The sequence below is a fragment of the Carnobacterium sp. genome (assembly GCF_040274425.1).
In genome coordinates this window covers 1-6,265 of the sequence record NZ_JBEMBC010000109.1, presented here as the reverse complement: position 1 = coordinate 6,265, position 6,265 = coordinate 1, and the positions used below count along the sequence as shown (strand labels likewise).

8 protein-coding genes and 1 pseudogene are annotated in these 6,265 nt (G+C 34.8%); 8 read left to right on the top strand and 1 reads right to left on the bottom strand.

Translation table 11 applies throughout. From position 1 onward, the window contains the following. The 8 genes from ABS911_RS13715 to ABS911_RS13680 all read left to right on the top strand — a co-directional run. The coding region (locus tag ABS911_RS13715) for a carbonic anhydrase family protein (RefSeq protein WP_350468023.1) at positions 1-254 on the top strand (254 nt) is incomplete at its 5' end. 428 nt (positions 255-682) lie between these two features. Further along, positions 683-1,660 carry a tryptophan ABC transporter substrate-binding protein gene (trpX, locus tag ABS911_RS13710; RefSeq protein WP_034536698.1) on the top strand — a complete coding sequence of 326 codons (978 nt, stop codon included), beginning with the start codon at positions 683-685 and terminating at the stop codon, positions 1,658-1,660. 32 nt (positions 1,661-1,692) lie between these two features. Continuing rightward, positions 1,693-2,583, top strand: coding sequence for an ABC transporter permease (locus ABS911_RS13705; protein ID WP_350452508.1), 891 nt, complete (start codon positions 1,693-1,695; stop codon positions 2,581-2,583). 1 nt (position 2,584) lies between these two features. Continuing rightward, positions 2,585-3,409 carry an ABC transporter ATP-binding protein gene (locus ABS911_RS13700; protein ID WP_350452507.1) on the top strand — a complete coding sequence of 275 codons (825 nt, stop codon included), beginning with the start codon at positions 2,585-2,587 and terminating at the stop codon, positions 3,407-3,409. 143 nt (positions 3,410-3,552) lie between these two features. Further along, entirely contained in the window at positions 3,553-3,993 is a 441-nt protein-coding gene (locus tag ABS911_RS13695; RefSeq protein WP_023177988.1) for a MarR family winged helix-turn-helix transcriptional regulator, read from the top strand. 74 nt (positions 3,994-4,067) lie between these two features. Next, complete coding sequence (locus tag ABS911_RS13690) at positions 4,068-4,382, top strand: hypothetical protein (RefSeq protein ID WP_023177989.1); 315 nt, start codon at positions 4,068-4,070, stop codon at positions 4,380-4,382. A 75-nt stretch (positions 4,383-4,457) separates the two neighbouring features. Continuing rightward, entirely contained in the window at positions 4,458-4,976 is a 519-nt protein-coding gene (locus ABS911_RS13685; RefSeq protein ID WP_023177991.1) for a type 1 glutamine amidotransferase domain-containing protein, read from the top strand. Positions 4,977-5,397: 421 nt separating this feature from the next. Beyond that, positions 5,398-5,991, top strand: a complete 594-nt coding sequence (locus ABS911_RS13680) for an ECF transporter S component (RefSeq protein ID WP_023177993.1) — start codon at positions 5,398-5,400, stop codon at positions 5,989-5,991. 46 nt (positions 5,992-6,037) lie between these two features. Here ABS911_RS13680 and ABS911_RS13675 read toward each other — a convergent pair. Then, positions 6,038-6,265, bottom strand: a pseudogene (locus tag ABS911_RS13675) (diaminopimelate dehydrogenase); the annotation flags it as partial.

Below are 6,265 nucleotides of genomic sequence, written 5' to 3'. Positions count from 1 at the left end.
CTTTAAATGCTGGAGGAGGTTTGAGTGTTCCAATTGATCTAGATCGTTTGTTACCTGAAAACAAACAGTTCTATCACTACACAGGATCGTTAACAACGCCGCCAACTTCAGGTCCAGTTGAATGGATCGTATTCCGTCAGCAATCTTTTATGAGGCAAGGATTGCTTCAAGCTTTCAAGAAGAATATCGGAAAAACAAACCGACCATTACAGCCAATAAAGAATAGACCTATTTATTTATCGATTGACGAATAGTTAGCAAAAGTTTGTATTTCTCTTGACACAAAAGCAATCAACTAGTAAGATTGCTTTAATAGAAAAACGACAAAGGAGTTCTGATGATGCGTATCTACCTATCTAATCGTGTACAATTGAATAGCAGTTGGCAAAGCCAAGATAGATAGGTTGATCCATGAGAACGCTCATAGATACAACCTTCAGTATACTGAATGTATGTATCTATGTTGGTTTATTTGAAGATATATTTTACTTCCGATCCACATAGAGAGAATAGTTATTCTATTTCTATGTGGTTTTTGTTTGCTAAAACAGCTACCACGCATTTTGTGGCAGCTGTTTTTTTTATAATCTACTTTTGGGGTGATGATTAGAATGGAAAAGAAACGATGGCGATTTTGTTGAGCATAATCATATAAGAATGAATAACTACTGGAGGATAAAAAATGAAAAAAATGTTTGGTTTTATTATTTGTTTGACGGCACTTCTAACGGTTGCTTTTTTTACTACTTCAAATGAAACAACAACTCCTGATAATGATGTACCAATGGTTGGGATTTTACAATTAACGAGTCACCCGGCTCTAGATCTTATTTATCAAGGAACGGTAGACGCTTTAAATGAAGCAGGTTATATCGACGGAGAAACAGTGCTATTGGATTTTCAAAATGCTCAAGGAGATCAAAGTAATTTAAATTCTATGAGTACCCGTTTTGTTAGCCGAGGGGCAGATGTTATGGTGGGTATTGCTACTCCATCAGCACAAGCCTTAGCTAATAGTTCAAAAGAAATACCAATTGTTCTTGGAGCTGTTACCGATCCTGAAGGTTCTGGGTTAGTTGAAAGCAATGAAGCGCCTGGTGGAAATATCACGGGTGTTAGTGACCTTACTCCGATTAAAGAACAATTTTCTTTGATCAAAGAAATTTTACCTGATGCTCAAACAATTGGAATTTTATATTCATCTAGCGAAGATAATTCTATTGTTCAAGCCGAACAAGCAATAGATATCGCGACAGAGATGGGTCTTGAAACCCAAATTATGACAGTATCTTCTACAAATGATGTTGCTCAAGTCGGTGCAACTCTAGCTTCTCAAGTAGATGCTATCTGGGTGCCAACAGATAACACGATAGCCAGTGCAATGAATACATTGGTAACGGCTGCCGATTCAAACACGATTCCTATTTTTCCAGCTGTAGATACTATGGTGGAAGAAGGCGGTCTAGCTACTGTAGGATTAGATCAATATGAATTAGGGCGTTTGACTGGGGAAATGGTTGTAGCTATTTTAAATGGCGAATCCGATCCATCGACTACACCCATTCAATATTTAGACCAAGGTGATATTATTATCAACGAAGAAAAAGCTAAGGAATTAGGTATTACGATACCCACTCATTTATTAGAACAAATGAAATAAACTAGATCACTTATTAGAGCGGAGGAAAGTAAATGGATTTAATCGTTACTGCAACAGCACAAGGGCTATTATGGGGAATGATGGCTTTAGGTATTTTTATTACTTACCGGATTTTAGATTTGCCAGATATGACAGCAGAAGGATCATTTCCTTTAGGGGCAGCTGTATGTGCTCAATTAATCATTTCAGGTATGCATCCTTTAGCTGCAACGGCTGTGGCTTTCTTAATAGGGTCTTTGGCTGGAGCTGTTACTGGGTTCTTAATTACAAAAGCTCATATACCTGGTTTGCTAGCGGGGATTTTGACAATGACCGGGTTATATTCTATTAATTTACGAATTATGAAGCGTGCCAATTTAAGTTTACTTGGAAAAGCCAAATTAACAGACTTTTTTAATCGATTAAACTTGCCAAATCAATTTGATACAATTTTTATGGGGCTCATTCTTGTGGTGCTTATCATCACATTACTTGTTTTATTCTTTAAAACAGAAATTGGTCAAGCCGTTATTGCTACAGGAGACAATGAAAAAATGGCCCGTTCGCTAGGTATCTCTACTAACCAAACAAAAATGATAGGACTGATGCTTTCTAATGGTTTGGTTGCTGCTGCTGGGGCACTTATTGCTCAAGACAATGGTTATGCGGATATCAGTATGGGAATCGGTACAATAGTGATTGGCTTAGCTTCAGTTATCATTGGTGAAGTTGTTTTTGGAAATCTCTCTTTTGTACATCGACTTATCTGTGTAATCTTAGGCGCTATTATTTATCGTTTTATCATCATGTTTGTCTTGTTGATTGGTTTACAGCCAAATGATTTAAAACTCATCTCAGCGTTTATTTTAGCTATTTGTCTGGCATTACCGAGCATACGTACGAAATTTAATTTGAATTTCTTTCAAAAAAAGGAGCTGATGTAAAATGACCGTTAAACCAGTCTTATCATTAAGGGAAATTACGAAACAATTCAATAAGGGTACAGCTAATCAAAATACTGTATTAAACAAGTTGAATTTAGAAGTGAAAAAAGGCGATTTTATTACAATCATAGGTGGAAACGGTGCTGGTAAGTCTACTTTACTAAATAGTATTGCTGGAAATTTTATGATCGACAATGGAAAAATCTTGTTAGGCGATAAAGAACTAACTACAGTAAAAGAAGAAAAAAGAGCTGGTTTTATCGGACGCGTCTTCCAAGATCCAGTAATGGGAACTGCTCCTCGAATGACAGTTGAAGAAAATCTAGCTATTGCTTATAGAAGAGGCAAGAAGAGATCTTTACGAAAAGGTACAACGGATAAAGAGCGGGAGTATTTTAAAAGCATTTTATTTGAATTAGGTCTAGGCTTAGAAAATAGGTTAGATAGTGAAATGGGCTTATTATCAGGTGGGCAAAGACAAGCTATTGCATTATTAATGGCTACCATGAATAAACCGGAACTTTTATTGTTAGATGAACATACAGCAGCTTTAGACCCAAAAACAGCTAAAGTAGTCTTACAACTTACTAAAAAACGAGTAGAACAAGAACAGTTAACAACTTTAATGATTACTCATAATATGAATGACGCTTTAACGTATGGAAATCGATTGATTATGTTAGATGAAGGACAAGTCATTGTTGATCTTTCTGGTGAAGAAAAAATGAATCTGACGGTTGCTGATGTGTTGGTTCTTTTCCAAAAGGCTATGGATAAAAATAATTCTTCAAGTCAATTAACAGATGAACTTTTATTAAGTCGATAACGCAAGATGAGTTTAATTTATAGAAGAGATTGAGACTGCTGTCTCAGTCTCTTTTTTGTATAACTATACTTTTTAACTAGATAGTTGTATAATACATATAAATTAATTGTATATTGCAACGATGTTGAGAAAGGTGGGCTTTAATGGAATCCCAACAAGAAACACCGATTTTTTTATTAATTCAACGTTTTACAGAATTTAACCAGAATTATTCAAAATTGGAAAAAGAGTTGCTCCGAAAACACAACCTTACAAAGTCTGGTTATTCAATTATGACAGTTATTAAAGATGAAAAAATAACGTTAAAAGAGTTAGTAAATCTATCTGAGTTGGATAAATCGACTTTAAGCAGACAAGTGAAAAGTTTAGAAAAAAAAGAGCTGCTTATCAAAGAACTAGGCACTGACAAACGGTATAGTTTTCTTTCTTTAACTTCAGAAGCTCGTCAACTTATATTAACTGTCTCATTTGAACTTGAAAATGCTTATAGTCAAATTTTTAAAAGCTGGCCAGCAGATGAAAAACAACTTTTACTAGTGCTGATGGGCAGAGTTAATCGAAGCATTCAATCTTTTAATAGTTGAAGCAGAAGTATTTTACAAGACAGTTTAAAATCTTTACAATTAAAGAGAGAAAATGGATAAAAGGTGGTTAAGAGATGGATTCAAAAACGCTTAATAATTTATCGAAAGAAGAGTTAATAGAACTTGTCATCAGTCAAAGTGAAGAATTAAAAGAACAAGATGTTCATTTAGAGGCTGAAGTTGAAGAAAATCGGTTTATAAAAAGCCTTGGGTTTGTAGATGGATACAAAGATTACCAATCTTATTTTATCCGTTTTTTTGAAGACGAGAGTGAAGGAACAGCAAAAAAAGGCAGTATTTTCTTAGGCATTTTAGAAGATTTCATTAATGACTATGGTGGTGAACCCGTTCGTGAACTAATCGAGGAATTTACCGAAGATCATATTTGATTTTACAGATGTTTGCACTCTTTTAGCAGAATTGATAGACTGCTAGTAAGAACTAAAAATTTAGGAGGAATAAATGTGCCTTTAGAAAATAAGAAGATCATTGCGTTAGTTAGTGACGATTTTGAAGATTTAGAATTATGGTATCCTGTTTTACGTTTAAGAGAAGCTGGAGCAACGGTTCATTTAGTAGCTGAGAAAAAAGAAACTGTTTATCACGGAAAATATGGTGTACCAGTGACATCTGATTATAGTTTTGACGAAGTAACTAAAGAAGAATATGACGGAATCTTAGTACCAGGGGGCTGGTCACCAGATAAATTAAGACGCTTCCCGAAAGTAATTGAATTTGTTCAATATTTTAATCAACAAAAGAAACCGATTGGACAAATTTGTCATGCTGGTTGGGTGTTGATTTCAGCTGGAATCCTTAATGGTGTAAATGTTACGAGTACACCAGGCATTAAAGACGATATGACGAACGCAGGAGCTATTTGGCATGATATCCCAGCTATAACAGATGGACACATCATTTCAAGTCGCAGACCTCCAGATCTTCCTGAATACATGAAACAATATATTGCTGCATTTGAATAAAACTGTTTATTGAGAGAGTGTGACAAAAAGCGTTTAGACCCGAATCACTGGAACGAATAAGCGAAGTATGGTCATCGACCATCGAGCATTGTTCGTGAAGTGGATGTCGGGTCTGTTTTTTGGAGCACGTTTTAGAATTAATAAAAATGAATGTATTACATAAGAGGTTAAAAGAAGCTGTTGAAAAAAGGGCGATACCATTGGTTTAATTTGCTGTTCATTGGTATCGTCTTATACAAATAAATACGAAATAACCTTACTAAAAAAAAACAAATCATAGTTGCCTTTCAAGGAACAGCATACTTTTTCCAATAGAAAAATCTCTGTCTTTTCGTTAAGAAGAAAAAGAATTATAATGATATTCTTAATCAAATAATGTAAAATAACAATGTATACATTTAGATAGAAAGAAGGGATTAAGGTGTACCAAAAAAATAAAAGCGCTTATAGAACCGCTATTTTAGGTATTCTTACAGCTATCATTATTATTCAAAATTTTGTTCCATTACTGGGGTATATTCCTATTCCTCCTTTAAATCCTACTATCATCCATATTACAGTTATTGTTGTTTCTCTTACACTGGGAACAAAAGATGGTATGATTATTGGTTCTGTTTGGGGTATCACACGAATGGTCAAAGCCTTTACAATGCCTGCTTCGCCATTTGACTATTTTTTATGGCGAAACCCGATTATAGCTGTTATTCCTCGCATTATGGTAGGTTTAGTAGCTGGATATGTTTATAATATATGTAAAAAAAGAATGAAAAATGATTCAACCGCTATGATTATTTCTTCTGTTTTGGCGTCACTAACGAATACTATTATGGTACTCGGACTGATTTATATTATTTACGGTGAGACTTATGCATCGCTTTTAGAAGTTGATTTTTCAAATCTTTTAGGTGTATTAGGAACCGTTGTTTTAACGAGCGGAATAGGCGAGGCGATAGCCGCTGCTATTATTGCACCAATCATCGCACGTCCATTAAAGAAATTTAGGCCTCAAAAATAAAAAAGTATCCCATTAGAAGCAGTTGACCTTCTAATGGGATTTTCTTTTATAATAATTCTTTTCTTAGTTGTGCAGGAGATTTATCTGATAAGTAAGCCATAGGGACATCTAATACACTAAATGCACCTGTTTTTGCTTCATTTTTAAGCTTGACTGCTGCTCGTGCATAAGCCACTAGAATAGAAGACGTAAATTCTGGATTACTTTCTAATTCAAGTTGGAATTCAGCTTTTTGTTTGCTTCCAGTTTCTGATTCTCCCGTACGGATAACGAA

Bases quoted from the DNA above. Each gene is read 5' to 3' on its own strand.
- trpX (WP_034536698.1), top strand. From the start codon at position 683: ATGAAAAAAATGTTTGGTTTTATTATTTGTTTGACGGCACTTCTAACG.
- ABS911_RS13695 (WP_023177988.1), top strand. From the start codon at position 3,553: ATGGAATCCCAACAAGAAACACCGATTTTTTTATTAATTCAACGTTTT.
- ABS911_RS13700 (WP_350452507.1), top strand. From the start codon at position 2,585: ATGACCGTTAAACCAGTCTTATCATTAAGGGAAATTACGAAACAATTC.
- ABS911_RS13705 (WP_350452508.1), top strand. From the start codon at position 1,693: ATGGATTTAATCGTTACTGCAACAGCACAAGGGCTATTATGGGGAATG.
- ABS911_RS13690 (WP_023177989.1), top strand. From the start codon at position 4,068: ATGGATTCAAAAACGCTTAATAATTTATCGAAAGAAGAGTTAATAGAA.